Origin of the sequence: Paenibacillus sp. TAB_01, assembly GCF_043945595.1 — a bacterium.
Classification (GTDB): Bacteria; Bacillota; Bacilli; order Paenibacillales; family NBRC-103111; genus Paenibacillus_S.
In genome coordinates this window covers 6,651,983-6,678,630 of sequence record NZ_JBIFNP010000001.1, presented here as the reverse complement: position 1 = coordinate 6,678,630, position 26,648 = coordinate 6,651,983, and the positions used below count along the sequence as shown (strand labels likewise).

Annotated in this window: 23 protein-coding genes and 4 pseudogenes; 13 read left to right on the top strand and 14 right to left on the bottom strand. The window is 50.5% G+C overall.

Annotation, left to right across the window (positions count from 1 at the left end; translation table 11 throughout):
* Window positions 1–24: 24 nt before the first annotated feature.
* The 7 genes and pseudogenes from rlmH (at window position 25) to ACHHV8_RS32545 (ending at window position 6,434) form a co-directional block, all read left to right on the top strand.
* Window positions 25–504, top strand: a complete 480-nt coding sequence (gene rlmH, locus ACHHV8_RS32580) for a 23S rRNA (pseudouridine(1915)-N(3))-methyltransferase RlmH (RefSeq protein ID WP_395163323.1) — start codon at window positions 25–27, stop codon at window positions 502–504.
* A gap of 109 nt (window positions 505–613) precedes the next feature.
* Window positions 614–1,033 (top strand): hypothetical protein, encoded by a 420-nt coding sequence (locus ACHHV8_RS32575; protein ID WP_395163322.1) that lies wholly within the window; start codon window positions 614–616, stop codon window positions 1,031–1,033.
* Complete coding sequence (locus ACHHV8_RS32570; RefSeq protein ID WP_395163321.1) at window positions 1,033–2,511, top strand: KGGVGR-motif variant AAA ATPase; 1,479 nt, start codon at window positions 1,033–1,035, stop codon at window positions 2,509–2,511. Before ACHHV8_RS32575 ends, ACHHV8_RS32570 begins: the two co-directional genes overlap by 1 nt.
* Before the next feature lie 55 nt (window positions 2,512–2,566).
* Window positions 2,567–3,811, top strand: a pseudogene (locus ACHHV8_RS32565) (P-loop ATPase, Sll1717 family); the annotation flags it as partial.
* 185 nt (window positions 3,812–3,996) lie between these two features.
* A pseudogene (locus ACHHV8_RS36850) lies at window positions 3,997–4,575 on the top strand (transposase); the annotation flags it as partial.
* A gap of 280 nt (window positions 4,576–4,855) precedes the next feature.
* Window positions 4,856–5,203: a YciI family protein gene (locus ACHHV8_RS32550; protein WP_395163319.1), complete on the top strand. Its 348-nt coding sequence runs from the start codon at window positions 4,856–4,858 to the stop codon at window positions 5,201–5,203.
* A gap of 7 nt (window positions 5,204–5,210) precedes the next feature.
* A complete protein-coding gene (locus tag ACHHV8_RS32545) occupies window positions 5,211–6,434 on the top strand; it encodes an RNA polymerase sigma factor (RefSeq protein WP_395163318.1) in 1,224 nt (407 codons plus the stop codon).
* 212 nt (window positions 6,435–6,646) lie between these two features.
* Here the strand turns inward: ACHHV8_RS32545 and ACHHV8_RS32540 are convergent, their stop codons facing one another.
* A complete protein-coding gene (locus ACHHV8_RS32540) occupies window positions 6,647–7,003 on the bottom strand; it encodes a hypothetical protein (RefSeq protein WP_395163317.1) in 357 nt (118 codons plus the stop codon).
* Window positions 6,936–7,139: an AAA family ATPase gene (locus ACHHV8_RS32535; RefSeq protein ID WP_395163689.1), complete on the bottom strand. Its 204-nt coding sequence runs from the start codon at window positions 7,137–7,139 to the stop codon at window positions 6,936–6,938. The genes ACHHV8_RS32540 and ACHHV8_RS32535 overlap by 68 nt, the downstream gene beginning before the upstream one ends.
* A gap of 304 nt (window positions 7,140–7,443) precedes the next feature.
* Here ACHHV8_RS32535 and ACHHV8_RS32530 point away from each other — a divergent pair, with 304 nt between their 5' ends.
* Window positions 7,444–8,988: a malate:quinone oxidoreductase gene (locus tag ACHHV8_RS32530; protein WP_395163316.1), complete on the top strand. Its 1,545-nt coding sequence runs from the start codon at window positions 7,444–7,446 to the stop codon at window positions 8,986–8,988.
* A gap of 159 nt (window positions 8,989–9,147) precedes the next feature.
* Here the strand turns inward: ACHHV8_RS32530 and ACHHV8_RS32525 are convergent, their stop codons facing one another.
* The 3 genes from ACHHV8_RS32525 to ACHHV8_RS32515 all read right to left on the bottom strand — a co-directional run bounded on the left by ACHHV8_RS32525 (window position 9,148) and on the right by ACHHV8_RS32515 (window position 12,486).
* The gene (locus tag ACHHV8_RS32525) at window positions 9,148–9,990 is read right to left on the bottom strand and encodes a sugar phosphate isomerase/epimerase family protein (protein ID WP_395163315.1); all 843 of its coding nucleotides are present in this window, start codon (window positions 9,988–9,990) and stop codon (window positions 9,148–9,150) included.
* A gap of 20 nt (window positions 9,991–10,010) precedes the next feature.
* A complete protein-coding gene (locus ACHHV8_RS32520; RefSeq protein WP_395163314.1) occupies window positions 10,011–11,078 on the bottom strand; it encodes a Gfo/Idh/MocA family protein in 1,068 nt (355 codons plus the stop codon).
* Between the two features lie 187 nt (window positions 11,079–11,265).
* Entirely contained in the window at window positions 11,266–12,486 is a 1,221-nt protein-coding gene (locus ACHHV8_RS32515) for a mandelate racemase/muconate lactonizing enzyme family protein (protein WP_395163313.1), read from the bottom strand.
* A 301-nt stretch (window positions 12,487–12,787) separates the two neighbouring features.
* Here ACHHV8_RS32515 and ACHHV8_RS32510 point away from each other — a divergent pair, with 301 nt between their 5' ends.
* From ACHHV8_RS32510 to ACHHV8_RS32495, 4 genes are all read left to right on the top strand, one after another.
* Window positions 12,788–13,732 carry an iron-hydroxamate ABC transporter substrate-binding protein gene (locus tag ACHHV8_RS32510; RefSeq protein WP_395163312.1) on the top strand — a complete coding sequence of 315 codons (945 nt, stop codon included), beginning with the start codon at window positions 12,788–12,790 and terminating at the stop codon, window positions 13,730–13,732.
* Between the two features lie 266 nt (window positions 13,733–13,998).
* Complete coding sequence (locus ACHHV8_RS32505; protein ID WP_395163311.1) at window positions 13,999–14,835, top strand: MFS transporter; 837 nt, start codon at window positions 13,999–14,001, stop codon at window positions 14,833–14,835.
* Entirely contained in the window at window positions 14,717–15,220 is a 504-nt protein-coding gene (locus tag ACHHV8_RS32500) for an MFS transporter (RefSeq protein WP_395163688.1), read from the top strand. The genes ACHHV8_RS32505 and ACHHV8_RS32500 overlap by 119 nt, the downstream gene beginning before the upstream one ends.
* Before the next feature lie 253 nt (window positions 15,221–15,473).
* Complete coding sequence (locus tag ACHHV8_RS32495) at window positions 15,474–15,941, top strand: hypothetical protein (protein ID WP_395163310.1); 468 nt, start codon at window positions 15,474–15,476, stop codon at window positions 15,939–15,941.
* Between the two features lie 82 nt (window positions 15,942–16,023).
* Here ACHHV8_RS32495 and ACHHV8_RS32490 read toward each other — a convergent pair whose 3' ends face one another.
* The 9 genes and pseudogenes from ACHHV8_RS32490 to ACHHV8_RS32450 all read right to left on the bottom strand — a co-directional run bounded on the left by ACHHV8_RS32490 (window position 16,024) and on the right by ACHHV8_RS32450 (window position 26,070).
* Window positions 16,024–17,223: a helix-turn-helix domain-containing protein gene (locus tag ACHHV8_RS32490; RefSeq protein ID WP_395163309.1), complete on the bottom strand. Its 1,200-nt coding sequence runs from the start codon at window positions 17,221–17,223 to the stop codon at window positions 16,024–16,026.
* A gap of 196 nt (window positions 17,224–17,419) precedes the next feature.
* Window positions 17,420–17,515: pseudogene (locus ACHHV8_RS32485) on the bottom strand (hypothetical protein); the annotation flags it as partial.
* Window positions 17,516–17,705: 190 nt separating this feature from the next.
* Window positions 17,706–18,290: a nitroreductase family protein gene (locus ACHHV8_RS32480; RefSeq protein ID WP_395163308.1), complete on the bottom strand. Its 585-nt coding sequence runs from the start codon at window positions 18,288–18,290 to the stop codon at window positions 17,706–17,708.
* Window positions 18,291–18,376: 86 nt separating this feature from the next.
* Complete coding sequence (locus ACHHV8_RS32475) at window positions 18,377–19,240, bottom strand: ABC transporter ATP-binding protein (protein WP_395163307.1); 864 nt, start codon at window positions 19,238–19,240, stop codon at window positions 18,377–18,379.
* A 12-nt stretch (window positions 19,241–19,252) separates the two neighbouring features.
* A complete protein-coding gene (locus ACHHV8_RS32470) occupies window positions 19,253–20,296 on the bottom strand; it encodes a FecCD family ABC transporter permease (RefSeq protein ID WP_395163306.1) in 1,044 nt (347 codons plus the stop codon).
* Window positions 20,293–21,294 (bottom strand): FecCD family ABC transporter permease, encoded by a 1,002-nt coding sequence (locus ACHHV8_RS32465; protein WP_395163305.1) that lies wholly within the window; start codon window positions 21,292–21,294, stop codon window positions 20,293–20,295. The genes ACHHV8_RS32470 and ACHHV8_RS32465 overlap by 4 nt, the downstream gene beginning before the upstream one ends.
* A 27-nt stretch (window positions 21,295–21,321) precedes the next feature.
* On the bottom strand, window positions 21,322–22,326 hold the full coding sequence (locus ACHHV8_RS32460; protein ID WP_395163304.1) for an ABC transporter substrate-binding protein: 1,005 nt from the start codon (window positions 22,324–22,326) through the stop codon (window positions 21,322–21,324).
* A gap of 508 nt (window positions 22,327–22,834) precedes the next feature.
* On the bottom strand, window positions 22,835–24,730 hold the full coding sequence (locus ACHHV8_RS32455; RefSeq protein WP_395163303.1) for a sulfatase family protein: 1,896 nt from the start codon (window positions 24,728–24,730) through the stop codon (window positions 22,835–22,837).
* 449 nt (window positions 24,731–25,179) lie between these two features.
* A pseudogene (locus ACHHV8_RS32450) lies at window positions 25,180–26,070 on the bottom strand (TIGR01777 family oxidoreductase).
* Window positions 26,071–26,308: 238 nt separating this feature from the next.
* Here ACHHV8_RS32450 and ACHHV8_RS32445 point away from each other — a divergent pair.
* Window positions 26,309–26,632: an MGMT family protein gene (locus ACHHV8_RS32445; protein ID WP_395163302.1), complete on the top strand. Its 324-nt coding sequence runs from the start codon at window positions 26,309–26,311 to the stop codon at window positions 26,630–26,632.
* Window positions 26,633–26,648 lie beyond the last annotated feature (16 nt).

Sequence of the window (26,648 nt, the reverse complement as noted above, 5' to 3'; positions counted from 1 at the left end):
AGAACAGAAAGGGATGAGGGAATCATGCAAATTCAAATCGTTGCTGTCGGCAAATTGAAGGAGGCGTACTTGGTCCAGGGGATCGCTGAGTATGTGAAGCGCCTGGGGCCGTACGCCAAGGTGCAGATCACTGAGGTGCCCGATGAACGGGCACCGGAGTCGATGAGCGCCGCGGAGGAGGCGCTCGTGCGGCAGCGCGAGGGCGAACGCATCCTCGCGCAGATCAAGAGCGACGCCTATGTCGTGGCGCTCGCCATAGACGGCAAGCCGCTCTCGAGCGATGAGCTCGCGCGGCATGTGGAGGGCCTGGCCACGTATGGGCGGAGCCACGTGGCTTTCGTGATCGGGGGCTCGCTCGGGCTCGCCCCCGCGGTATTGCAGCGCGCCGAACTGAAGCTGTCGTTCGGGCGCATGACTTTGCCGCACCAGCTGATGCGGCTGGTGCTGGTGGAGCAGGTTTATCGGGCGTTTAAGATAATGCGGGGGGAACCATATCATAAATGACGGCTAAATTTTCTTTGTCAAGACTTTTCTGCAAAATGGAGGAAAAACAAGAGTGAAATAGAATAATATGTATATATCTTGATGATAGTATAAGGGGACAATCTGAATTATGGATGATTTTTTTAAAACGGCACAAAGAATGTGGGAAGATGCAAACATACTAAAGAACTCAACAAATAAGAAAAGTTGGTTTAACACCTGTTATCTTTCAGGGTACATTCTGGAATGCTACGGCAAGTTGTTACTTCTATCTTACGGGCCTAGTAAACGTTATGGACATGACATTTCTACAATAAATGACTCTATTACTGACCATATTTTAATAAATCCATCTCTAGCAAAATACTGTTTAGATTTTAAAAAAGACTGCAATACTATATACCATGAACCCAATAAATGGGATCCTAAAAAAAGGTATGAGGGTAGTACCGGGATTTGGGATACCGAGGCTATTGCTGAGGCCTATATTACAGAAGCACAGTGCGTAATGGATATGATAAATAAAATGAAATTGGATGGGGTGATATAATGAACTCAAAAATACTTCATTTTGATGAAATTAAAGAAAAGGTTATAAATTTATTATTACAATTCAAAAGTAGAAATACTGATAATATGTTAAGTATTTATGTTATTAGAGATGTTTTTGGGAGAGTATCTGTATATGTGGTTAATCAAGATGGAGTTTACATTCCAGATGCGATCGAGAAAGCACTGTTAGAATTAAGGGAATTGTTTGAAACAGAAATAGGTTCCTCATGGTTTAATAAAGTTGAAGAAATATCTTCAAACCAAAGCATAATAAACCAACTGAGGGAAAGCACTTTTGAAGTTACAAATAGTATTTATTTTGGGGAAAGGCACTTAACTAGATTAAATTGGTTTAGAGAAAAGAATAAATATATCAATTTACCTAAAACAAAAGTTGTTACATTTTATTCATTTAAGGGTGGATTAGGTAGAACAACTTCTTTGGTAATGTCAGCGTTAAATTTGGCTAGAAAAGGAAAAACGGTTGTTTTAGTTGACTTTGACTTAGAAGCACCAGGTTTAGCCTCGTTACTACCTCCGGATAATGATGAAACACCAAACTATGGTTTGATTGATTTTTTAATTGAAAGTAATGTCTATACTCAATTAGAAGTAGATATAAACGAATATACATACTCATTTAAAGATAAGCAATTGTTGGGTAATAACGGTGGGCAAGTATATATTCTTCCAGCGTCTAAATTAACAACAGAAAAAGCAGACGATTACCTTGAAAAAATGGGAAGAGTTGATTTTAATTCCCCTATTTATGAAAGAATCGATAATCCAGTATCAAGAATGTTGAAACAAATTTCGGATAGATTTAAACCAGAATTTATATTACTTGATGCTAGAACAGGAATTAATGATGTTGGAGGATTAACATTAACAAATTACACTGATTTGGCTTGCTTGCTTTTTTATGGTAATGAACAAAACATTGCTGGTATGAGATTAGTATTGCCAAAAGTAATACAAGCTGAAGTGCCTTTTTTATTAATTAATAGCCCAGTTCCTATTACTGAAGAAGAAAGTAAAGAAGAATTAGAATACTATTTAGAAAATACATACAACTTATTAGTTGAGAGTGATTACTTCCCAGAGTATTTACCTGACATTTATGATGAAAGTGCTGATCATTATCCAATCAACATTTCGTATGATAGCCTAGCAGTACTCTTAAATTCAAACAGTAGACTAAAGAAATTGTTAGATAACAGTGGTAGTTCTAATGGCTACATTGAACTTTCGGAACAAATCGCCTCATTTTTTGGAGAAGATTTAGGCCAAAGAATTATAGAGAATTACACAAACAAGAGTACTATTTTAACAGAAATATCTGAGATTATGACGGGGGCACTAGCAGCATCAGAAAATGAGTTTAATACGAGTGAAGACCTAGTAAATAAATTTTATCCATTACGTGAGCATAGGTTTATTTTTGATACAGAAAAGTTTCTTATATTAGGTCCGTAAAGGAAGCGGAAAAACAGCCTTATTTTCCGTACTAGAGCACCGTGATTATGCCGAAAAATTGGCATCTTACCTCGGTTTTACAACTGAATCAATTCAAAGTACTCACTGGATTACCGGATTGAAGGGACTTAAGCAATCTAACGATTTTCCATCTATTGCCAACTTTGAATCTATTGGTAGTGAAGATGATGTTGATGTTTTTCGTCGATATTGGAGATTATTGGCTATAAGATCAATACACAAACAAGTTAATATCGAGGTTCCAAATGTATTTAGTGAAATTACTGAAATACTTAGTTCTCCTACTAGTAAATTAAGGGAGCTATCAAAGGATTTGTTGTTATCCGAGAAACTTGAGGATTACTTGAATTCTCTAGATATAGTTCTAGGACAGAATTCCCAAAAGGTTTCCATTATTTATGATGGATTAGATGTACTATTGAAAAATAAAGATTATAGAGGGAAAATGATTTCTGCCCTCATTTCGCTTTGGTATGAATATATCTCAAGGTATCAAAATATTAGCGTGAAAATATTCTTGAGAGAGGATATTTTTAGAAATGAGGTAAGGGATATTGCTGATAAAGTCAAGCTTGGGAATTATTCAGAAAAGATATCTTGGAACTATGATTCATTATTGGCGATGGTTTACAAACGAATTGTTCAGCACTCCCATTCATTAGCGGAGTTATTTAAAGATGCACTACGCCCACTTGGACTTGCAATACCATACGACGAGAGAGTAGGATATGTACCGAGACCAGATTCTGATATCAATAAAGCTATATTAAAGATACTGTTCGGCGAACGTATGGGAACCGGAAAAGCAGCTTTTACCTATAACTGGATTAGAAATCATCTAGCAGATACAAATGATCAAATAGTTCCAAGAAGTATAATCACATTATTTGCATCGGCTGCGAGAAAAGAATCAGAGCAAATCGAACTTTTCCCATCAAAAATTCTGATTAAGAGTAGAAATTTGCAAAATGTTATGTTTGAAGTATCAAACGATAGAGTAACAGACCTATTAGAAGAATACGATGAGTACCGGAAGATTTTTACGAGCTTAAAAGAATATCTACCAAATTTCCCTGCAAATGAAAATGATCTTAAAAATGCACTACAATCATGTGGAGTATCCCAAAATAGAGAACAAGCTACAATTGATGATTTGGTTAACATTGGTGTAATGAAACCTTATCAAAGGAAAAAAAATGATCCAGTAAGATATCACATCCCGGATATTTTTCTTATAGGACTTGGATTAGCAAGAAGAGGATTAAGAGCACATAAATAAGTAGAATGGGGCTGTCCAGAATGTCAGTGAAAACTGACTACTGGACGCCCCGTTTTTGTTAAATGATAAAAATACACACATAAAAACCGTCTTTCCTGTAAAATGAAAGTTACCACACCACCATTTTAAGAAGGACGGTTTTTATGCGTAATCTGACGACTATTACTGAACAGTATACCATGCAAATGACACTTCCTCTAGGGGATTTGGAAGAAAGAGTGATTTCCAAACGAACTCTTGCCCCTACCTTCAAAGCCTACGACAACAAGCAAATGAACATGATTTTGGATGTGGAGGCTCTTATCCCCGTTCACCATGTGGCGCGGGTCATTGATGAAATGATAGAAGCCGTCCCTGACGAGCTGTTGTTTGCTCATTATACGGGTGGAGGTCGGAGTGCCTACCATCCCAAAATGATGCTCAAAATGATTCTCTACGGGTACTCGCAGAAGGTCTACTCCTGTCGGGGCACGGAAAAGCTGCTCCAAGAGAATATTCCCGCCATGTGGTTAGCTGGGATGCAGCGTAGTGCCTTAAAAAATCATTCGTGAGGACATGCTCCACGATTAGCCACATACGAAGCACAGAAAGCTTGCTTCGGCGATCGCAACAGCTATTCCAAAACCGATCGGGATGCCACATTTATGCGTATGAAGGAAGACCACATGAAGAATGGTCAGCTGAAGCTAGGCTACAATGTGCAGATGATAACAGAAAACCAATTCATTTTGTTTTACAGCCTTCATCAGCGACCTACCGATACGTGCTGCTTCATTCTGCATATGGAGCTATTGGCCACGTCTTACTAACAATCTTTGTAAGGGGCATTAAACGGATTATTAGGAAACTAGATTACGCTTCCTCTCCTAAGGCTTATACTTAAGGCTAAACTATCCGCTAATAGACATCGCAGAGACAATACTACCAATAACGGCACCCCCTAACTAAATTAAATTTTTTCTTACTAAATGTAGAAATCGAAACAACCAATACGACATTATAATGAAACCAAATTCCAATACGATTTAAAGGGAGGAGCTTTGTATGAATTACACCTTGATGTTTTACGAGAGCCAGGAGGATTTTGCGGCAAGAACAGATCCGGCCCGGCAACAAGAATACTTGGCAGGCTGGACTCACTATGTGCACGCTTTGCGGCAGGCCGGAATCGTGGTATTCGGTTCGGGTCTCTATGCTCCTGAGACAGCTGCCACGGTGAAACGGCGCGGCGGGGAGATGGTGGTCCAGGACGGACCGTTTCCCGAGACGAAAGAGCAGCTTGGCGGGATATTCGTGATAGATGTTCCGGACTTAGACACCGCACTAGAGTGGGCTGCTCGGGGACCTGTCGATACGATTGAGGTCAGACAGAACATTCCCGCGTTGAAGTAATCATTCAATGGAAACTCATCAGGTCATTGAACAAACGGCACGTGATGCGTATGGCCGATTGCTCTCCTATCTCGCGGTAAATTGGCGGGATTTGCAGGCAGTTGAGGATGCTATGGGAGATGCTTTTCTCGCCGCACTGGAAACTTGGCCTAGGGACGGCATTCCGGATAAGCCTGAGGCATGGCTGGTGACCACCGCCCGCAGGCGGCTTATTGACCGCTCCCGCCGTGCGCGAATTTCCGAAAGTGCGCTGCCGACGCTCCTTGCCATGTCGGAGGATACACAACGTCTGATTTCTTCAAGTACTGATTTTCCGGACGAACGACTTAGAATGATGTTTCTTTGCACGCATCCGGCTATTGATCCCGTGATGCGTACGCCGCTTATGCTGCAAACGGTGCTTGGCATCGATGCAGCCCGAATTGCGTCTGCGTTCATCATCAAGCCTTCCACCATGAGTCAGCGTCTGACTCGGGCAAAAGCTAAAATTCGTGCCGAACGTCTTACTTTTGAAATGCCTGACCCGGAAGAAATCCCGGATCGTCTTGATCCCGTTCTGGAGGCTATTTATGCTGCCTATGGAAGCGGGTGGGATGAAGCAGCTACTGCTGATTCGCCTCGCAGGAAATTGGCAGAGGAGGCCATTTACCTGGGCAAATTGCTCCTTCGATTCGCACCCCGGGAACCGGAGGTTTACGGCCTGCTGGCGCTTATGCTGCACTGCGAAGCGCGCCGTGAGGCTCGTCATGATCAAGAGGGGAACTATATTCCCCTCTCTGAACAGGATTGTTCGCGATGGGAACGAGGCTTGATTATGGAGGCGGAGGGTTATCTAAATATTGCCTCACAGGCGGGTACAATCGGCCGCTTTCAGCTAATGGCCGCGATTCAATCAGTACATGCACAGCGTTTATGGAATGGGCGTATAGAATGGGAAGCGATTGCTCAGTTATACGAGGGTCTCATTCGTCTGAACCCTACATTGGGCTCCTTAGTCGGTCGAGCCGCTTCGGTCGCGGAGGCTTATGGGGCGGAACGCGGTATTGCCTTGCTGGAAGCTATTCCGACTGCAGAAGTGGCGGGCTACCAGCCTTATTGGGCACTTGCCGGGCATTTGTACAAGCGGATGCATCGACAAGAAGATGCCCGTTCCGCGTATAGCCGTGCTATTGGTCTAAGTACAGATGTGTCGGTTCGACAATTTCTGAACCGCCAAGCTTACGAGAATTAAATACAGAGTCAATAAAAAAGATTTCTTCAAGGCACCCGGCTAGGGTGCCTTTAGCTTGCTGCTAAAGACAGCGCGGAGAGCCGTATCCTAAACACTAAATGGCATATTTTCACAATCGTACACTCGTCGCTTGCATGTGCGGAAAACGTTCACGGGTTCAGGGTGAGGGATAAACTAGCTAAGGGAGATCTACGCATCTCCTCAGTAAACCTTTAACCCGCAACCTGCCCGACAATAAGCTCAAGCTCGTCGGCCACTTGATGCAGCGGCTTCCGGGTATCAATCTCAAGGGTGGCTCCAGCCCGAAAGAGAGGCTCGACCGTATGGAAGTAGTGTACGATCTCTTCCCGCTGCTCGGCGGTTTTTCCATAATCGTTCGTTTGGCGGGAAGCTATACGCCCGAGGATGACCTCCAGCGGAGCGCTTAGCAGTACGATGGCATCGAACCTCGGATAAAACTTCCTTTGATTAGATACCGTGCCCGAAATAAAGAGTGCGCCTTTAGTATGCTCTGTGAGCAGCGTATCGATGCGGGTCCTCGCGCCACAACCACCCGGAGCCGTCCACATGCTCGCTCCAGCCGTCGTAATCGGTATCGACCACCCGGTGACCTCTGCGGGCCAGCTCGGCCAGAACCGTTGACTTCCCCGTGCCGGACATTCCTGTCACCAGGATGATCACGCCCTTTTTTGAAGCTGGATCCATAATATTCACTGGTTGGGCCTCTTTTCCCGGAAAATAGGTGAAGTCAACCATAGTACATCATGGGCAGCTTGGCAATTGTTCGGAGAAAACCGAGCGTTCATATCGAATTAGCATCGATTATAGCCCATAACTATCATATTAATAGTAAATTAATATTTTAATCTACATTTAATAGTGTTACACTATAATTAAGGTTATATTTTGATCCAGGAAAGATGTGAGACTGGTCGCCCTGGCTTGCTGTGGCGTCTAATAGGTGCGCCTACATCCTTTCTGCAAATCTTAGGGTATAAGGACGGTTAAAATGAGCAACAGACAAACTAGAACAGACGTTATCTTAATTGGTGCCGGAATCATGAGTGCGACTTTGGGATCACTGCTGAAAGAATTAGTACCGGACTGGAAAATCACAGTGTTTGAGAGACGCGCAAACGCAGGTGAGGAAAGCTCTAACGAATGGAACAATGCAGGTACAGGGCATTCTTCCTTGTGTGAGCTGAACTACACCACCGAAAAACCGGACGGATCCATAGATATTAGCAAGGCTGTAAAAGTAAATGAAGAGTTTCAAGCTTCAAGGCAGTTCTGGTCTTATCTTGTCAACAACAATTTGATACGGAACCCGCGAGATTTCATCGTACCCGTACCTCATATGAGTTTTGTGCAAGGAGAGCAGGATGTAGCTTTTCTGAAAAAACGGTTTGAAGCATTATCCGACAATCCTCTGTTTGAAGGAATGGAATTCTCCGACGATCCGGCAAAGCTGGCGGAATGGATTCCGCTGATGATGAAGGATCGCAAATCGAATAAACCTATCGCTGCAACCAGAATTGAATCCGGTACGGATGTCAACTTTGGTGCTTTGACACGTATATTGTTTGATCACTTAAAGGGCAAGAACGTCGATCTCCACTTCAATCACAATGTTGATGATATTAAACGGACTAGCGACGGCTTGTGGGAATTGAAGGTGCGGAATGTCGACAGCGGCAACGCTGAACGGCATACGGCAAAATTCGTGTTCATCGGCGGCGGGGGCGGCAGCCTGCATCTGCTGCAAAAATCCGGTATTCCTGAGGGCAAAGGAATCGGCGGTTTTCCGGTCAGCGGACTCTTTATGGTGTGTAAGAATCCAGAGGTTGTGGAACAGCATCGCGCTAAGGTCTACGGTAAAGCCGCAATCGGCGCTCCTCCGATGTCGGTTCCGCATCTTGACACCAGGGTCATCGATAACAAAGAATCGTTGTTCTTCGGACCGTTTGCCGGCTTCTCGCCAAAATTTTTGAAATTCGGCTCCATGCTGGACTTGTTCACCTCTATCAAAGGGCACAATCTCACCACGATGATGGCGGCAGGGGTGAAGAACGTTCCATTGACCACCTACCTGATCAAACAGGTGATGCTGTCGAAGGAACAGCGCATGGAAGAATTACGCGAATTCGTCCCGAACGCCAAAGGCGAGGACTGGGAGCTGCTGGTGGCAGGTCAGCGTGTACAAATTATTAAAGATACGGCAGCCGGCAAAGGAACGCTTCAGTTTGGTACGGAAGTGATCAGCGCGGCGGACGGCTCGATAGCTGCATTGCTCGGAGCTTCTCCAGGTGCTTCTACCGCGGTTTCCGTTATGCTGGAAATTATAAACAAATGTTTCCCGCAGCATATCAAAGAGTGGGAGCCGAAGCTTAAAGAAATGATTCCGTCTTACGGCGAATCGTTATTGAACAATCCGAGTCTGATTCACGAGATTCATGTGACAACAGCGCGGATGCTTGGTTTAGCGGGCACCAAACAAACCGCTTCGAGCAGCGAAGAAACCGGCGGCGAAACCCGCATGGTTAAGAAAGCATAAATTGCCGTTTCGGCGATTTATGCTTTTTTTTCTGCCTATCAGAATTTGTAAATTTTCGGGGCCCCCGCAAAGTACTTGTGTCCGCTTCGAAGCAAAAGCCCACTTTGTGGGGTTGTTTCTGGCACTTGAGACCTTTAAGAAGAACTTGTAGGGTTCATACTAGTAGTATTTTTTAATTAGGCCCTTCAGATGGTATCGCATCAATATCGTCTGTTCAACCGGACTCATTCCCGCCGCTTCCTCTGCCGGTCCGTTCCAGAACTCCATCGCAATGACTCCATTCCATTGGAGCCCTCTAAGTCTCTTGATGATCGCATCATAATCTATTTCCCCGTATTCAAATGGGCATTTCGGCCAGCCGACGGCTGCCTGCCGGGCATGCATATGTCCAGTAAAATCGAGTAACTTCATCGATTCCTTCTGATCGAAGCCATGGATCTGGTAATGCAAGAAATCAAGCGTATATTTCAAGCCTTTTACTGCTTTCGCCATTTCAAGAGCCCTGGACGGAGTATTGAGCAAAGAATGACGGCTGGGCTCTACATGAAAAGCGACTCCATGCTCTGAAGCAATTGTAATCATCTTGTCCAGAGCTGCGGCCGCAGACTCGAATGAATGGTCAATACCGGCTTCCTTATGAGCAACACCCGCGGACCCCATAATGCTTCGAAATCCTGCAAGCCGGGCAAAGCTGCAAATTTTATGGAAGCTCTCGTACATTTGCTTTCTTTTATTCAGATCCGGATCACCGGGTTCGATTTTCCGCCCATCTACCATAACGCCGCCCAAGAAATATTCGGCCAGCTTCAGCTCGTATTTTTCAGACAAGTGCTTGACTAGCTCCGCTTGCTTCTCATAATTATCGAGAACATCGACCTGCCTGATCGTTCCGACAGAATCGACATCGATAAATTCATATCCGAGCTTCTTGATAAATTCAAAGATTTCATCGGGCGTGCTTCCACCGTAGTTTCTGGAATGACAGCTGAGTCCTATCATCATATGCCCCCCGATCCTTGAAATCAGTTTAAGATGATCTGCTTTCCTTTGTTTTGCATCGACAATTTTAATGCATCCAACACTTTCATAACGACCACGCTTCGGGTTCCGCTGCTTATAGGAGACGGTTTACCTTCCATGATGCAGTCGAAAAAGTGGGCATACATAGCCGCGTGGGTTTTGCCGGTTTTCATAAGCGGTCTGGATTCCACCAGATGCCCGTCCTCCCGTTGGTTGAAGAAACGAATACAATCATCGGATTTTTCCTTATAGCATTTATTTACATCGTATTGAATCAGGCCTTTATCGCCTTGAACGCGGACCTCATATTCGGCAGGAGCTACGGCATTTCTCATCGCTTTGTACATAAAGCTGCTTCCGTTATCGAACTGAATCAGAGCCAGCGTGCAGTCGTCCACTTCGTTATGTTCCCGTAGTTCCAGAGGAATGGATAGATTGTCATATTTATAGTAGCCTATCCCTGTTACCGAAACGGGCTTGGGATCGCCTAACAAATATAACGCCCATTCCACGTTGTGGGACGCGCTTTCCATGCTGATGCCGTCGCCGCCGATTGTTTTTCGTTTGACATCATTGCTGCTTCTTGCAGAAGCTCGAGTAATACTAATATTGAACACTTCACCCAGCTCGTTGTTGTCGATCATCCTTTTAAACATCAGCATTTGACTTTGAAGCATACCGTTAGAGCCGACAATAAACACCTTGCCGCTTTCCTTGGCCGCCTCCATCACTTGGTGCATCTCCATTTCGTTCAGGGTCGCGGGCTTTTCCAGGTATACGTGCTTTCCGGCCTTCAGCGAGTCTATTGCGATTTGGGCATGAGTAAAGGTTGGTGTACATATGGAAACGGCGTTGATCTCATCCAGTGCGAGCAGCTTTCTATAATCGTCAAACGCATAAGGGATGTGAAGCTCTGCAGCCCGTTTCTCCGCTACACCCGGCAGCGCGTCCGCGACTCCGAGCAGGGACACCTTCGGGTGGCCCAGTGATCGAATGGACGGTATGTGTCTCTCAACGGTAACCCTTCCCGCACCAATAATTCCGAGATTGATATGAGCATTAAGATCCATGTCATCCTCTCCTTATCGTTAAAGTTTGCCGCTCAGCGTCTTTTCCCTAGTATGGTTCCAGTGGGATGCCGGCCGCTTTTTACGAAACAAGCCCGCACCATAGAAGGATACGGACTTGGTTTGTGTCAGAGTCGTCAGACCTATCTCTCCAAACGGGAGGAAATTCAGTTATTGTGATAGGGTCAATTTATAAAATAAGGGCACGGCGGAGAATGCGGTTCACTTCCGTGTAATCCATACCCAGGCCCGGGCCGGTAGGCGCTTTCATGACGCCATCCTTCACTTCCATCATTGGGGCAAATAAACCTTGCGTCTCTTTCAGGCCGGCCTTATGCTCCTGAAATTTTCCTATATTAGGAATATAGGAAGCGAAGTGGAGCACGTACACATAGCCGTACCCTCCCGAGATATGAGGCGTTACAGGAATGCCCTTCAAAGCGGCCATTCTGGCTATCCGGGTGTTTCTTATAAACCCGCCGTTGTATTGCAGATCCGGTTGAACGATCTGGGCGGCATCGTTATCAATAATCCATCTGAAGCGTCTCATGCTGGTCTCCTGCTCGCCAAAAGCCAAAGGAATGTCCAGGGCGTCCGCCACTTCTTTCGTTTCTTCCAAATGCTCAAATGGGCACGGCTCTTCATAGAAGAACGCACCTATATCTTCAAGCATTCTGCCATATTTAATAGCTACCTCAGGATCATAGGAACCATTGCCGTCTGCATGAATGCTCATGCTGTCGCCAAAGGTTTTCCGCGTAAGCTCGATAAGCCCCTCGGAACGGCCTTTAATCGAGTCCGCATTTTTGCTCATCCGGCCGCCTACTTTGAATTTAATAGCCTTAGCCCCTGTTTCCGCAACACGTGCTTGGAGAACCGCAATCTCTTCCTCAGGCGTCGTTCCCCGGTTGCCGCTTGCTACGTAAATGGGAACCTCATTTCGGATCACGCCGCCGAGCAGATCTCCGATCGATTTCCCGCTGATGCGTCCGAGCAGATCGAGCAGGCTGGCTTCAAGCCAAGAAACGCAGCACCATAGGGCAAGCCCCGACAGCTTATAGTTATTATCAAATACGTAGACCTCGTCCAACAGCTTTTCCAAATCTCTGGCATCTTTATTTATAAAATACGGAATAATTAATTGCTTGAGTAGAGGCCCTAAATATTCGGCACGCGGGCTTAAGACAGCCACGCCTTCGGAACCGTCCTTAGATCTTGAGCGAAGAAAGTAAAGCCCGTTATTAAAGAGCAGCTCTATGGATTCAATAATGACAGGAGATGGAATGTCGCCAACGAGAAGAACAGGAGAATTGGCCTCTCTCTCCAGGTCGGCTGTGCTTACATTCGTACCGCGCTGGACTAAACTCGGATCCAAATGTAAATACGATAAATCGTCATACGTGTTAACCATAATAAACCCTCCTAAAAATGTAGAATTATAGAGTGCATAATTTCGTGAGAAATTTCATCTTCCGATTTCATCGAAGATTCCATTGGTTACATTATCTCAAGATTTGTGACAAAATCATATAATCCTTAGCGAGACAATTCATCGATCCGGCGCATTCTGCGGCAGTTTTTTAAGAGGAGACTCGTTGTAACCGTCAAAGGTTTGACAACCGGTGGAGGAGAATATATCATAAACAAATGACTGATATTGATAATCATTATCGGTATTGAATTTCTGCAACCCAACACAAGGAGATCTGAACATGAAAAACAAGCTGTTAATTCCCGTTCTTTTGCTGCTGATGGTCGTGTCCAGCGCATGCGGCAGCCAAGCCAATAAGGAAAGTGCTCCCTCGCCGAATACAGCGGCGCCGGCATCAGATGCCAAGGACTCCGGTAAAGTCACGTATCAGTCCGAACAGGGGCCGGTCGAAGTTCCTGCGAACCCGAAGCGGATCGTTGCCTTAACGAATGCGCCTAACGTGCTCGCGCTCGGCGGGACGCTGGTGGGGGTGGATCAGTGGACGCAGATGAATCCTCTGTTTACGAAGAAGGTGGAGGGCGTTGAAGTTGTATCGGAAGCGGACCTGGAGAAAATTACGGCCCAGGACCCGGATCTGATCATCGTAGGTACCCAAATGAAAAATATTGCCGAGCTCAGCAAAATAGCGCCAACCGTCGTTTACACATGGGGCAAGCTCGATTATTTGGCACAGCAGCTGGAGATTGGAAAGCTGCTTAACAAAGAGAAGGAAGCCCAAGCCTGGATTGACGATTTCAAACAGCGGACGGCAGCGGCAGGCAAGGAAATTAAAGCCAAGCTTGGTGAGAATGTCACGGTATCCGTATTTGAGACGGATCAGAAGAACTTCTATGTTTTTGGAGACAAATGGGCGCGCGGCACGGAGATTCTGTATCAAGCGATGGGGCTGAAGATGCCTGACAAGGTCTCGAAGGATGCGCTCGGGCCCGGCTATTATATGCTATCCCAAGAGGTGCTGCCGGAATATGCCGGCGATTATATCGTGCTTAGCAGGGACCTGAAGGGCGACAAATCGTTTATGGATTCTGAGGTGTGGAAGAAGATCCCCGCCGTCAAAAACAATCACGTCATTGAGATCGATACGAAATCTGCTTCCTACAGCGATCCGATATCGCTTGAATATTTGTTCGGTATTTTCAAGAAGGGCTTTCTGGGTACTGAATAGAACGAAGGCTCATACAGCCTGAATCTAATATGCGAGGCTGCTCGCTGCTATTTTGGAGGATACTCCGTCGGTACTCCTGCTTCACTTAACGAGGCTTTCTCGACAGCCTGACACCCTTTAGGGGGTGTCTTTCTTTTTTATTTCTCTATTCAACACAACACCGCGTTAAAATGGTATAATATCCCTTACCCCAATTTATGTACGGGCTATTCGGGCTTTAGATCATTTATTCTTTGCAAAACTTTATACAAAGGACGTGAGCTGCCTTGCTTCAATCAACGGATTCGCTCCTGAAGCAGCCTTCCTTCGCGAAATTCTGGACATCGCGAATTTTGTCTTCATCCTCTTTCCAGATGCTGTCCGTTGCGATCGGATGGCAGATGTACGATCTGACGCATGATGCGTTCAGTCTCGGACTGGTAGGACTGGCCCAATTTGCGCCGATGGTGGTGCTTACTTTGGTTGTGGGCCATGTCGCCGACCGGTTTGACCGCCGGCGTATCGTCTTCCTGTGCCAGCTCGTCGAAGCGGTGATCGCTGCGCTGCTGCTGATGGGCAGTCTGGCCGGCTGGCTCGGCCGCGAGCAGATCTTGCTGGCGGCGGCCATCATTGGCGCCTGCCGTGCTTTTGAGGGCCCTTCGTCTTCGGCGCTGCTGCCGCAGCTGGTGTCGAAGGAAAACCTGCAGCAGGCGATATCGTGGAGCACCTCGGCCGGACAGACGGCCCAGATTCTGGGCCCGTCCCTCGGAGGCCTGCTGTTCTCGCTCGGCGCCGGCGCCGTGTATATTACGTCTACCGTGGCGCTGCTGGTCGCCGCCGTCTTGACGATTCTGATCCGAATGGAGCAGAGCGTGCGGAAGATAGAGCCTGTATCGTTAAGCTCTCTTTTCTCAGGGATGGTATTCGTCTATCGCAACCCGGTCATTCTGGGTACGATCTCGCTGGACCTGTTCGCGGCTCGTGCTGGGCGGAGCGACTGCGCTGCTGCCGATCTTCGCCCAGGACATTCTGAATACAGGCCCCTGGGGGCTTGGATTAATGCGGACGGCACCGGCAGTCGGGGCTTTGCTGATGTCGATCCTGTTCGCGTATTATCCGCTTAAAAAAGCCTTCGGCCCAACGCTGTTCGGAGCGCTTGCCGTGTTCGGCCTCGCGACGATGCTCTTCGCGATTTCGACGAATCTGCTGGTATCGCTGTTCGCTTTGCTTATTATCGGGGCTTCGGACGTCGTCAGCGTTGTCATTCGGTCCACGCTGGTGCAGCTGCAAACCCCGGATGAGATGCGGGGGCGAGTGAACGCGGTAAACTCGCTTTTTATCGGGACGTCCAATCAGCTGGGCGAGTTCGAGTCAGGCACGCTCGCCGGTTTTGTCGGAGCGGTGCCGGCGGCCCTCATCGGAGGGCTGGGTACGATCGTTATCGCGGGTTTATGGATGTATTTGTTCCCGTCGCTCCGGCGGCTTCGTTCCTTATCGGAAAGCCAGTAAAACTTAGAGGACACCCACAGCTCCAGTGGGTGTCCTCTATTTTTTTCCGTTATGGGACGCATCGCTAGGTTTATTCTCGTGCAAAGAGACCGCCAGGAATAGCGAGCAGGGGACATGGGTTGATAGACGTGATATATCCTGCCAGGGTTATCACCTAGAAAACTCCGTTTGCTTCGATAATAGGTTAATAGACTAACACAAGCACGCCGTCTCGCTCATCTACTATAAGAGGAACCGAGAGGGGGTGAGATGAATGTCTTCCAAGGATCATAGCGATAAGAGACATATCTATGTATCGAGCGATTTTCTTCAGCAATTCGTTGATGCAGCTGCATCTATCCCTTTCATCGTGAACTTAAACAGCGCAAGAGCGGTAAACGGCTTCCGCTTCGATGCCGGTACAGATACGGTGACCGTCCGTAAGTCGGGGTTGTACCAGTGTCAGTTCTCCATTCAACTGGCGAACGTAGCCTTCCCTCCGCCGCAGAACCCGAACCCTGTCCTGACCTTCGCCATAGCAAGAAACGGCGGCATTGTCATACCTTCGCAAACGAGCTTTAATGCCAATACGGCGGATACGATATATGTAACCTCGAATCTGCTGCTTCAGTATTTGGATAAAGGCGATAGAATACAAATATGGCTGACAGGCCCCAATCCTTTGCCGTCCGGCAGCTTGCTGCGGATTGATTATGCCAGCCTGACTCTTATCGAACTATAAAGCTGAACAATACAATATTATTGTACTAAAAAGGAGGCGGCGCCTCCTTTTGATGTATCTGGCAGAAGGAACCGCCGATCTATCACAAATCGAGAAGCTCGTCCATAATGCGGCTCTGCCCTACGGGAGCCCAGCTGGAGCTGATCCAGTTTCCGATAATCCGGATCTGACTGCTGCGGTAGGCCTGCATGCCGGTCCAGGAGACGCTTTGCTGCAGCCGTGCTTGCACCTGCTCATCCTGGTCGGGCAAATAATATTTGTAGATAAACAGATGGTCCGTCTCAAAAGGAGGCAGACTGGCCAGAGGAAACTCCTTGTTCTGCTCCTTAAACGACACGATACTTCCTGGCTTTAAGCCTAGCTCCGAGTAGAGCAGCTCATTAAGCGGATGCCCGACGGAGCCCTGTACCCTTATTTTGTCAGGGTATAGACGAAGGACGGAGATCGTTTCCTTACCGAAGGTATCGGCCAGCCGGTGGCGGGTGTAGTGGATCTTTTGTTCCAGCTGCGCAAAATTGTGCTGAGCTTCCTTTTCCCGTCCGACCAGCTCGGCAATTCTGCGGTGCGTCTTACGCCAGTCCATCGTATAATCGAGCACGACGGTAGGGGCAATCTGCTTGAGCTGCTCGTAGAACGGGACATGCCGGAAATCAGCCAGAATCAAGTCGGGCCGCGCTTGACGCAGGTCGTTCAGCTGATCTTGTATGAACTGCCGATGCTCCGTCTCACTGCGCTCCCCATAGTTGTGGCAATTCATAACAGCCGCAGCATCTACGCCCAGCGAACGCAAATTATCCTGATAGCGATAGCAGGTCGCTACGGCTACTTTTAGCTGCTTTCGCTGCATATACAGGGTAGGAGTGATGCCGGTCTCCCGCTTGAACATGCGGCTGAAATAAAATTCGTTGCGGAAGCCTACCATTTCGGAAACCTCTTTAATCGAGCCTTCCTGATTCAGCACCTGCTTGGAATAATCGATGCGGATGCGGTTAAGATACTCGACAGGCGAGACGCCCTTTGCCTTCTTGAAGCTTCTGGAATAAGAGGTTTGCGTCAGCCCTGCGATTTGGGAGAGCGTATCGAGCTTGAGCTTTTCCCGAAAATGGTTGTACATATACTGGATGCTGAGATCGATGCCTTGGCTTGCCTCCTCCTTGAGCCCCTGCTCGGGCAAATCGCGGAGGATGGAGGCGATCAGACTTTGGAATTGAAGCTGCAGCTCGCCAGCGCCAGCGGGCTTGGCAGGCCCGGCTGTTATGGAACAGCTGGTGTGCCTGCTCAAGAATGGAGCGGGAGGTTTTCATAGTCAGCTTGCCCGGAGGCAGCAGGGGCGTCTCTGCTTCGGTAGGAGCCGCATTCCATTGTCCTCTTTGGCGGGACAGCGTCACACGGCTTGGCATCAGAATATAGCAGTCGGCGTGGCTGGACTCGAGGATCACTTCCAGCAGCATGGAGGGACGGAGAAAGAAAGCATCTCCCGGCTGCAGCGGAAGCACTTCATGGTCGATGCGAAGCAGACCTTTGCCTTGGATCACAATGCAGAGGATATCGGCAGGGAGCTTGAAAAGGGGCATGGCGCTGCTCCGGAAATATCTTCGTTTATATAGGGAGGACAGGAATATAAGAGGGTAGTTGGAGGTACTCTCAGGCTGCATAACCAGCTTCACCTTCCCGAAACCAAAGTTACCATTGAGAATGGTTATCACTAATGCAAGTATAACCATTTGGCTTCGGTTTGGGAAGGGAGGCCGGACACCTGACGGGTTAGCCTTCAAAAACGGTCAGAAGCTCCTCCGCCTTGGTGCGCGGCTGAACGGGGGGAATCACTGCGGGATAACCTATATGCAGCAGGCCGGCAATTTTCTCTCCGGACTTCACGCCAACGGCTTGCCGGAAGCGGGGGTCGTAGCCGTAGTTGTTCGTTTTCCAGACAACGCCCAGGCCCTGCTCCCATGCGGCGAGCTGGAAGTTCTGGATCAGACTGCAGACGGCGGCATAGTCTTCATCCCATACCTTCTGGCGGGGATCTTCTTTCAGGACGACGACGAGATGAGCCGGAACCTGCTCGAAATAAGCTTTTTTCTTATTGCCGTACCGTTCGCGGTCATCCGCGCCGTAGGTTTGGACCATCGCCTCGGCGAAGGCTTTGCGTCCTTCCCCTTGTACGAGGATAAATCTCCAGGGCTGCCGGTTCATATGATTAGGCGCCCAGATCGCGACATTCAACAGCTCGAGCAGCAGCTCGGCCGAAACCGGATCGTCTTTGAACAGCCGGACCGTTCTCCGGTTTTTGATCAGCTCCGCTATTGTGCTTTCAGCGCTTTCCAGTCTGGTTTCTGCTGGCTTCATATCGAGGTGCCTCCCTTTGGTTATATCAGGTTGTTATTATCATGGTGCGTCCACGCTCCATGCTCACGAGCTAGGCGTGCTTATCCTTACCGTCCGGCCACCAATACGCGGTTGTTCTGAAGGACTCCGGCGCTTCCATACGCAGCTGGGTCTGCGGCTGCGACGGTTCGTCCCCTGCCCTGCGGAATACATAACGGTGTGCCAAAAAACGGATCGGTCAGCACCTGGCAATCCATGTCGAATACATGCTTCACTAACTCGGCGTGGACTACTTCCTCCGGCTTGCCCTGCGCGTAAATGGCTTTGTCCTTGATGGCGACAATATGATGGGCGTACCGGCAGGCCAGATTGAGATCGTGCAAAACCATCACGACCGTAGTTTTCTTCGTCTCGTTCAATTCGAACAGCAGGTCGAGAATATCGATCTGATGTGCCATATCCAGATACGTAGTCGGTTCATCCAGCAGGATGGTGCGGGTGCCCTGAGCCAAGGTCATGGCGATCCAGGCCCGCTGCCGCTGCCCGCCGGACAACGAATCGACGGGACGTTCGGCGAATTCCGTCAGCTTCGTGGCCTCCAGTGCCTGATGAACCATCCGTTCATCCTCGTCGGACCACTGCTTGAGCCAGTGCTGGTAAGGGTATCTGCCCTGCTTCACAAGCTGGAACACCGTTAACCCCTCGGGGGCTATCGGCCCCTGAGGGAGAATGGCCAGCTTCCTGGCAATCTCCTTGGTAGGCAGCTCGGCGATAAGCTTTCCCTCCAGCACAATCTCACCCTCCGAAGGCTTGAGCAGCCGGGCCATGGAACGGAGCAGCGTCGATTTGCCGCACCCGTTCGAGCCTATGAATACGGTAATCTGCTCCTTGGGCACAGTGAGCGTTAGCCTGTCGATAATCGTACCGTTCCCATAGGTTAAACTAAGGTTTCTTGCCTCCAGCACGCTCATGCGATGGACCTCCTAAGCCGAGTTTCGTTTGGTGTACAGCAGATAAATAAAAAAGGGTGCTCCCACCGCGGAGGTGAATACCCCTACAGGGACATCCAGGGGCAGGAAAAGGGTTCTGCCGGCAAGATCGGCCAGCAGGACAATGACAGCCCCCAGAAGCACCGAAACAGGAAGCACGCTGCCAAAGCTGGAGCCTACGAGCTTGCGGGCCATATGCGGGGCGATCAGCCCGATAAAGCCGATGCCTCCTGCGACGGAGACGGCTGCGCCAGCTAGAGCGACGCTGATCAGCAGAAGCAGCAGCCGGTTCGCCTCGACGGCGCTGCCCGCGCTGGCGGCGATATCGTCGCCGAGCTGCCCAATATTGATATGCCTTGCCATCACGAAGGCAAGAGGGATCAAGACCAGGCTCCAGGGCAGAATGGCCAGCACGTTTTCCCAATTCGAGGCGTACACGGAGCCTGTGAGCCACAGGTAGGCCTGCCCGGCGTCATTTTTCGGGCTGAATAGAATCATCATCGTCGTCGCCGCCGAGGTGAGGGCCGACATGCCGATACCGATCAGGATGAGACGGATCGGCGTTACGCCTTTTTTCCAGGCGAGAATGTACAGGATGCTGGATACGACAACCGCCCCAGCCATGGCGGCGACGGGAAGCCAGCGGATGCTGGCCTGGCCGGTCCAGAACGTCAGGAACGTGACGGCTGCGACCGATGCGCCGCCCGTGACGCCGATCATATCCGGCGAAGCGAGCGGATTGCGGATCATCCCCTGAAGAATCGCTCCTGAGGCCGCGAGGGAGCCGCCGACCAGCAGGGCGACGAGGATACGCGGCACCCGGAGCTTCTGCACCACCATCATGTGCTCCTCCGCGCCCCTGCCGAATAAGGAGCGGATCACTTCCAGAGGGGAGATATACATATCTCCCAGCCCCGTGCTGACAATCGCGGCAGCCAGACAAACCAGGAACAGGATGAGCGAGATGACAACCGTCTTCTTATGCACCAGGAACGACCAATTGCGCCTCGGGATGCGGAAGGGAATGTAAGATTTCATGATTTCAAAATCCCCCTTCGCGCGATATACATAAAGAACGGGGCGCCGATCACGGCGGTCATGACGCCGACCGGCACCTCCTCGGGGATCATGATGAACCTTGCGACCAGATCGGCGGCCAGAAGCAGAATCGCACCGAGCAGCGCGCAGTAAGGAATCACCCAGCGCAGATCGATTCCGACCAGAAACCGGGCGGCATGCGGAATGACAATGCCGATAAAGCCGATCGGCCCGGCGACCGATACCGCGGCTCCGGCCAGCACGATGATCAGCAGCCCGGCCAGCGCTTTCAGCAGGACAGTGCGCTGTCCCAATCCTTTGGCTGCGTCCTCACCCATCATCAGCACGTTCAAATCGCGGGCGATAAACCAGGAAGCTACCCAGCTGGCCGCGATGTAAGGCATGACGGTGCGCAGCATATCCGGAGACCGGCCCGCTACGGTGCCTGTCAGCCAGTACAGCACGGTGCTGAGACTCTGCTTATTCAGCATCAGAATCCCTTGGGTAAACGATGCGAAAAGAGCCGTCATGGCGGCTCCGGCAAGTACAAGCTTAAGCGGGGTGAGGCCGTCGCGCCCGACGGACCCCAGCATATAGACGACCACTGCGCCGAAGGCGGCTCCCGCGAATGCGAGCCACATAAGCGCCTGCATGGAAGATACCGAGAAGACGAGGGCAGCCAGGACGACAATAAAGCTGGCGCCCGCGTTGATCCCGAGCACGCTCGGGGAAGCGAGCGGATTGCGGGTCAACGTCTGCATCAGTGCGCCCGCAATCGCCAGACTGGCGCCGATGACTGCGGCGATCAAGGCTCTCGGAATCCGCGTCGTCCGGATAATAATTTGTTCGCTAACCGACTCATCATAATGAAAGGCTGCCTGCCAGGCTTCGGATACGGTGTAATGGGACGCACCGAACATCATGCTTGCCGCAATGCCGAGCAGCAGCAGAACGCAGCCCGCCAGAAGCCCCGCAGCCTTCCCTACATTCGTGTTCATTCTCATCCTCTTTTTAGTCCTGTCCGTTTAGTTGATTTTGAAGTATTTGTACAAGTCGTCGAGCAGGGATTGAGCCGCCAGCGCTCCTCCGCTTAAATTCCATGTGACCACATCGACTTTGTAATAATTGCCCGCTTTAACGCCCTTCAAATTTTTCCACAGCGGGTGCGAGGTCCAATCGTTCTGTGTCTTCTCTTTACCCGGATCGGTTCCCAGCTGGGTAATATCGAAGATGAAGTCGCCGTCCAGCTGCGACATTTGTTCCTTGGAGGTCAAGTTAACGACGGTCTTGCCCTCTATCTGCTGGGCCTTCGGACGGGATAAGCCCAACTCATTAAAAATCGTTCCGGCAAAGCCTGTAACATAAATGCGGGCACTGCCGTCTTCTTCGAACCGCATGATCGAAATTTCCGTCTGGCTCAGCTTGCTGCCGACCTTTTGTTTAAATTCGGCTACGCGCTGATCCCATTTGGTCAAGATATCGCCGGCCTCTTTTTCCTTATACATCGCTTGGGCGCCGAGCTTCAGGTTCTCCTTCCAGTTGAACACCTCTTCGGTAATGAGGGTAGGAGCGATGCTGCTCAGCTGCGGATAAATTTTCTCATGTCTCGATTTGGTACCGATGATCAGGTCCGGCTTCAGCGCAATGATCGCCTCCAGGTTCGGCTGCGTTTCTTCGCCGAGATCCTTGACGCCGTCCATTTTATCCCGCAGGAAGTTGTACCATGGCTTCTGGTCCCACGATTCGACGGCTCCGACTGGCTTGACGCCGAGGGCGACCGATATGTCGACCATCCCGTTGAACAGGACGACGATTCGTTCCGGTTTCTTCTTCAGCGTCAGCGTGCCCATCGCATGCTTGATGGTTTTCTCTCCGTCGGCAGCCGGCGGCTGCGAGGCATCCTTGGGAGCTGTGGCACTGGCTGGCGGGGCAGCGGCGCTGCTGCCGGTTCCGTTGTTGGGCGCGGTGCTTCCGCAGCCGGTTACCGCCCAGACAAGCATCAGGATCATCATAATTGGCCAAGCTTTCATTGATGTTTTTCCTCCTTGTACAGCAAAGCAAAGCACCTGCTGCGGCAGACGACCGTCTTCTGCAGGATGCCGTGGCTGATTTTGTATGGTTGATACTGATAATTATTATCAATTATAAAAGGCGCTCTTACGGTTGTACATGACGGATTATATCCGTTTTACATACTGATTTTATCATGACGTGTTTCGCTGAAGAGGCACGCGCCAGTAAAGGGGAGCAGGCTGTGCTGCAGGCGTTCCATGGAAGGAACGGCGGAGGCAGCGGGAGGACGGGAAAGGTGAGGATGCAGGAGAAGTGGCAAGGGCGATAAAGCAGGAAGAGAGGCAGGAGCAGCAAAGCCGAGGCTGTCAAAGGAGGCAGACTCAGGGGACGATGCAAACACTCGCGTGAGGCTCGAACGGCCGCCGCGCAGTTAGACTCGCACGCGTTAGCCAGCCTCATCTTGGATCTCGAATAGCTAAAAGCAGCCCATGTCCCGGCATAGGCTGCCTCTCACAGCATATTGAATCAAATTTCACTGCATGACGGCATTCCGGGCGCATCGCCGCTGGCCGGCGGCAGCCGCTTTTTCCGGCATTGCTCCTGCAGCAGCGTGGCGAGATGTCTTTGTACTTCTCTCGATTCTTCGGTCGAGAAGCTCGGGTGCGCCAGGTTGACGCGTTCCAGCGGATCGGCGGTCAGATTGTACAGCTCGAACTCATCCGGTACCGGAGCAGGCGCGCCTGCTGCCGCTGCAGCGGGATAGGGCAGCCCCGGCGGAACGGAGAGGCTGATGTTCAAACCGGCTGTATCGGCAGCATTGGCAGCACCGGAAACATCGGCAGCATTGGCAGTACCGGCCATCGAAACAGGCCCGAGATCTCTTGAGCCGGGATTTGGAACAAATTGAGGATTATCGAAATAACGGGAATATTTCCAGACCGTTTTCTCTCCGCGAATGACGAGAGACGCTATGACGGTCTCCAAGTGATTCGGCTGCAGGATCGGCTCATAGGGGATCCCCAAGGCGCCCGCATGGATAGAGTTCCATGTGGGGTCGTCATCGGTCATGAAATAGATCGGTTCCTCGGATATGAACGTTTTGCGGCCCAGTATCCAGGGGGACAGGTCCCTGCCGACCAGCGGATGCACCTCCGTATGGCAGGAACGAAGAGATTCCGCCATTTCCTCCGGATCAATGCCTGCGAGTCCCAGCATCGTGGGGAGCAAATCGACGTGAGAGGTCGGTATTTGAACCGCTTGACGGCGGGAAAACAGCCGGGGGCTGTGAAGAATGAGCGGGACGTGAAGAGCCTCTTCATAGGCGGTAAACCATTTTTGATGCAGGCCTCCGTGAGCGCCGAGCAGATCCCCATGATCAGAAGTGAAAATAACGATCGTATCCTCATAAAAGGATGAATCGCGCAGACTTTGCAGCACCTTGAGCATTTGTTTGTCGGCGTTGTGCTGAAGCTGATAGTAGAGCCTGCGGTAAAAATTACTGTTGGCCGTAGGCTGAAACAGACGCGGATACGTCTCCCGGTAGCTCTGCTGACAGCGGGGCTTCGTCGCCAGGGACTCCGCAAGCGTAGGGGGTGGGGGAATATCCGGCACGCCGGGATCGACCTCGAATCGAAAAATCGGAAGCCTGCGGGTCACCTCTCCGAACAAGGTGATGTCATGAGGATTGACGAAGGAAGACACGATGAGCCAAGGTTCAGGCTGCGCCTGCGGCTGCTCTTTCCGCTCTCGATCCAGCTCTTCGATCAGCCGGACCGTTTCCGCAGCGTAGACCTGGTCCCTCCCCGCCAGGCCGCGCGCATCCGATGAGCCGGAATTTCGCGGATTCGCTCCATGGGGCTCAGGGCCGATCCAAGCGTTAAACCCGAACGCGTCCAGCCGGTCGGCATTGTCGTACAGGCTCTCCTTCCCTGGATCCGGTACGCCGTTCGCCGGATTGTAGCTGGGAAACGCATTGTACGTACCGGGAATCGGGATATCCTCATAGGAAATGTGCCATTTTCCCTTATAAAAAGTCCGGTAGCCCGCGGCTCGGAAATAATCCCCTATTGTAGGGACCGTATTGGGATCGAGCCAGAACACCTCTTCGCTCGCAGGCCCTTTTCCCGGCATGTTGGTCTGGGTAACCCCATGGAGGGAAGGATACTGGCCTGTAAACAAGGTAGCGCGGCTTGGGCAGCAGGCGACGGATCCGGCATAATGCCGGTGAAACTCCATGCCGTGCTCGCGCAGCCATTCATGGGCAGGCAGATGCTCGCGGCGCCATTGCCGGATTTCCTCGGTTTCATATACAGGGGGGTACCGTTCTTCGTCGACCATCAGGACGAGAAAGTTCGGCCTGCGGCTGTGCGGGGCGCGGCTTTTGTCCGCCGCCTGGAAAGCGTTGGCTTTCGCTGTGTGCAAGGCTCATCCACTCCTTTGGGTACATATCCAAGTTAAATATATGAGGAGGCCTCCCGCTTATAACCAGATGGGAGGGAAAAGGAAAAGCCGCTGTCATTTTTTCTGCGAGGCGCTCCCAGGCTGGGGCTGGGGATTGTGCCTCCCCTGCTTGCCAAATATCCGTTCCTGGGAGCTGTTTTCTATACGGACGGCGTATGCGGTTCAGAGCGGAACCCGCGAATTGGAGTAAGTGGAGAGCGTGCCGAGAGAAAGCTCTGGATTGGAGTAAGTGAAAACCGTGCAAGGAGGAAGCCACAAGCTGTAGTAAGTGGAAAGCATGTGGAGCGGAAGCTGCACAAACTGGAGTAAGTGGAGAGCATACAAGGCGGATGCCGCAAAAATAGAATAAAGATCGCAAGCGGGGGAAGGGGCGGGCGCAGCGCAAGGTACCGCAGCGCCCGATTGCAGGTCTAAGGCTGCAAAATGTCGTGCAGCGCCTCATCCAGCTGGGCGAACTGGAACGTATAGCCTTCACGAACGAGTCTTTCGGGAAGGACCAGCGGCTTTTTAGAATCAGCTCGGTTTCGGTGTGGATCAGACGAGCGCCCAGCTCGAGCATCCATCGCGGGGAGGGCAGCCCGAAAGAAGCGCCCATTGCCGACCGCAGTTGCTCCATCAGCTGCCGATTCGTCACAGGGTGGGGAGAGGAGCAGTTAAACACCCCGCTCAGATCGCTTCTTTCTTGAAGAAAACGGATGATCCGGTACAGATCCTCGATGTGAATCCAGCTGAACCGCTGCGTTCCCGGTCCCTGGACGCCTCCGAGGCCGAAGCGGGTCAGGTTGCGGTAAGGGGTCATCACGCCGCCGTCTTTCCCCAGTACAATCGCAATTCTTAAGGCTGCCTGACGAGTTGTAGGGAGCTTATAAGAGAAGAAAGTCTGCTCCCATGCCTTAGCGACATCGACGGAAAAGCCCGACCCGATCTCGCCGCTCTCTTCGGTCATGGGGCGGTCTTCGGCATGCCTATAGATGGTGGCTGTGCTGGAATTAATCCATAAAGGGGGCGGGCTGGAGCAGGCAAGCAGGGCCTCCCCGAGCAGAGCGGTCGTTTCGGTTCGTCGATGTCAAAATTTCTTTCTTGTTCGCCTCGTTATAACGGCAGTTGACCGACCTGCCGGCCAGGTTAATAAGCAGCTCGGCCTCCTCCAAAGCATCGACGACAGCCTCGCGCTGATCCCATGAAATATGGCCGGGCGTTCTCGACAGGATGGCTACCTCATAGCCGAGATGCCGAAATTTTTTCTCCAGATAAGTCCCGACGAAACCGCTTCCACCGGCTAAGACGACTTTTTTGCTCATGGTTCCACCCCCGTGTAATGATGTCCGATACAGTTACGTCGATTGTACCACGATCGCCGGATTGTGTCGTGCATTTTGACGCTGAAAGGATGTGCCTGCAAGAAGCGGCGGCGGGGTATGCTCTATTGAGACCGGAGAGGAAATGGAGTACAATACGCTTCAAAGCGCCAAGTCCGGGCATCGGAGGAATGGAGAAAACCGGCTGGGACAAGGACTATGAGCGGCGGGAGCGTATCGCATGAATCCATTTACTTGCAAGGTAATCGAGATTATTAAAAGCATTCCTGAAGGCTGTGTGATGACTTACGGGCAGGTAGCCGAGCTTGCCGGAAGCCGGAGAGGCGCCCGTCAGGTAGTAAGAATTCTGCATTCCCTGAGCCGGATTCATCAGCTGCCCTGGCATCGGGTGGTTAACGCCAAGGGCGAGATTGCGATCCGCGATGACGAATCCCGCTCGCTGCAGCTGCTGTATCTGACAGGTGAGGGCATACAAGTAGACGGAAATGGAAGAATTGATTTGGAGGTATACCGCTACAATCCCGACTGTGAAGGTGGGGTATAAGCGGCAGGCCGCCCAC

Coding starts and splice junctions, on each gene's coding strand:
- rlmH (WP_395163323.1), top strand. CDS start 25: ATGCAAATTCAAATCGTTGCTGTCGGCAAATTGAAGGAGGCGTACTTG.
- ACHHV8_RS32575 (WP_395163322.1), top strand. CDS start 614: ATGGATGATTTTTTTAAAACGGCACAAAGAATGTGGGAAGATGCAAAC.
- ACHHV8_RS32570 (WP_395163321.1), top strand. CDS start 1,033: ATGAACTCAAAAATACTTCATTTTGATGAAATTAAAGAAAAGGTTATA.
- ACHHV8_RS32550 (WP_395163319.1), top strand. CDS start 4,856: ATGAATTACACCTTGATGTTTTACGAGAGCCAGGAGGATTTTGCGGCA.
- ACHHV8_RS32545 (WP_395163318.1), top strand. CDS start 5,211: ATGGAAACTCATCAGGTCATTGAACAAACGGCACGTGATGCGTATGGC.
- ACHHV8_RS32540 (WP_395163317.1), bottom strand. CDS start 7,003: ATGTGGACGGCTCCGGGTGGTTGTGGCGCGAGGACCCGCATCGATACG.
- ACHHV8_RS32535 (WP_395163689.1), bottom strand. CDS start 7,139: ATGGATCCAGCTTCAAAAAAGGGCGTGATCATCCTGGTGACAGGAATG.
- ACHHV8_RS32530 (WP_395163316.1), top strand. CDS start 7,444: ATGAGCAACAGACAAACTAGAACAGACGTTATCTTAATTGGTGCCGGA.
- ACHHV8_RS32525 (WP_395163315.1), bottom strand. CDS start 9,990: ATGATGATAGGACTCAGCTGTCATTCCAGAAACTACGGTGGAAGCACG.
- ACHHV8_RS32520 (WP_395163314.1), bottom strand. CDS start 11,078: ATGGATCTTAATGCTCATATCAATCTCGGAATTATTGGTGCGGGAAGG.
- ACHHV8_RS32515 (WP_395163313.1), bottom strand. CDS start 12,486: ATGGTTAACACGTATGACGATTTATCGTATTTACATTTGGATCCGAGT.
- ACHHV8_RS32510 (WP_395163312.1), top strand. CDS start 12,788: ATGAAAAACAAGCTGTTAATTCCCGTTCTTTTGCTGCTGATGGTCGTG.
- ACHHV8_RS32495 (WP_395163310.1), top strand. CDS start 15,474: ATGTCTTCCAAGGATCATAGCGATAAGAGACATATCTATGTATCGAGC.
- ACHHV8_RS32480 (WP_395163308.1), bottom strand. CDS start 18,290: ATGAAGCCAGCAGAAACCAGACTGGAAAGCGCTGAAAGCACAATAGCG.
- ACHHV8_RS32475 (WP_395163307.1), bottom strand. CDS start 19,240: ATGAGCGTGCTGGAGGCAAGAAACCTTAGTTTAACCTATGGGAACGGT.
- ACHHV8_RS32470 (WP_395163306.1), bottom strand. CDS start 20,296: ATGAAATCTTACATTCCCTTCCGCATCCCGAGGCGCAATTGGTCGTTC.
- ACHHV8_RS32465 (WP_395163305.1), bottom strand. CDS start 21,294: ATGAACACGAATGTAGGGAAGGCTGCGGGGCTTCTGGCGGGCTGCGTT.
- ACHHV8_RS32460 (WP_395163304.1), bottom strand. CDS start 22,326: ATGAAAGCTTGGCCAATTATGATGATCCTGATGCTTGTCTGGGCGGTA.
- ACHHV8_RS32445 (WP_395163302.1), top strand. CDS start 26,309: ATGAATCCATTTACTTGCAAGGTAATCGAGATTATTAAAAGCATTCCT.